This is a genomic window from uncultured Candidatus Kuenenia sp., assembly GCF_900696675.1.
Taxonomy (GTDB): Bacteria; Planctomycetota; Brocadiia; order Brocadiales; family Brocadiaceae; genus Kuenenia; species Kuenenia stuttgartiensis_A.
The window spans coordinates 1-1,373 of sequence record NZ_CAADGZ010000282.1; the positions used below are offsets into that span (position 1 = coordinate 1).

At 36.9% G+C, this 1,373-nt stretch carries 1 protein-coding gene; it reads right to left on the reverse strand.

Annotated elements, in window-relative coordinates; genetic code table 11:
• On the reverse strand, positions 1-1,248 hold a 1,248-nt coding region (locus QZT26_RS17660), incomplete at its 3' end, for an IS701 family transposase (protein WP_295104067.1).
• Between the last annotated feature and the right edge of the window lie 125 nt (positions 1,249-1,373).

The following is a 1,373-nucleotide window of genomic DNA, read 5'->3' on the forward strand; positions in this document are numbered from 1 at the left end:
AGCGGATTTAATTTTAAAATATTCTTGTGAGAGTTTTTCGTTCTTTGATAAAGCGTTTGTTGATGAGAATTCAAGCAGGGAATTGATTGCTTTTTTGAATTCATTAAAGGTAGAAGGTTTTGTTTCCATGATTTTATCCAGATAAGCGTTTTGTTTTATCCAGTAAACGAATGTCCATGAGATCAGACAAATATTCCAATATCGCTCAATCTTGTCAATGTGCCTTACCTGATAATGATCGAAATAAAAAGTATCCTTCAATTCCTTGAAACAGTGTTCAATACCCCAACGCAACAGATAGTTTGTGATAACCGTTTTTACAGAGGCGTCGAGTTGATTGGTGATAAGGACATGATATTTTTTATCATCTTCCTTGTTCCATTTTCCCAAAATTACCACAAACTTCAACGGGACATTGCAACCATTCAGTTTGGCGTCAAACGTGTAGGTTTTATAGGAGACTTCACTTCCATCCGCGGATTTTAAAGTAACATACTTGATTTTGCCGGCATAATGCTTTTTGATGAGGGTCACGAGCTCATCTGGTTTGATTATGCAATATTTTTGTTTTTCCGGATGGTACATGGAGATATTTCTGTTTGATTTTATTTCTGAAAAAAAGTGTTTCTTTTTTGCGTGAATATGTTCGAGAAACCGTTGAGAGGCATACCATGTGTCGAAGGCAATAGCTGAAAAATCAAAGGCGTTCGAAGCAGCATCAAACATATCCATTGCTATTTGTATTTTGTCTTTAAATTTGGGGTCATTTTTCCCTTCCCCGAACTCATCGGCAGGAAGGTAGGGAATAACATCCAGGGGAAAATGTTTTGTTTTTGAGACAAATGCCGCGCCAACAACAACATTGCAGGTTTCCGGCCTTTTAAGCGGACCGCAATATTGCCATTTGGCTGCCTCTGTATTTTTAGCATAGGGCTTTGGACATCCGGTATCATCTATGGTAAGGATGCTGTCTTTTGACAATGCCGTGGTTCTTTGTTTTTGGATAATGTCCATTCTTTTCTGCTTTAATGCGGGTAAATCCCATTTGGATTCAGAAAAGAAGTATTGAAATTTCTGGTAATCCGTATGAACGGCTTGCGCCATGGCCTCCAGTGAATTTCTTTTATAGTCTTTAAACATTGCGTAGACGACAAGTAGAAACATTGCAAATTGTTTTTTAGTAAAACACGATGCAAAATGTTCAAGAAATTTATTTAATAACGGTATGTTTGTTCTGAAAATACTCAAATCCTTTGCTCCGGTAATTGATTGTGTAAAAAATTTACAAGTGCAATTAATACCGGAAGTAACGAGCAAAATCAAGAGTAAATATTTGTCGCAAAGCATTGCTAAGTCATAAGTTGTGGCCGACT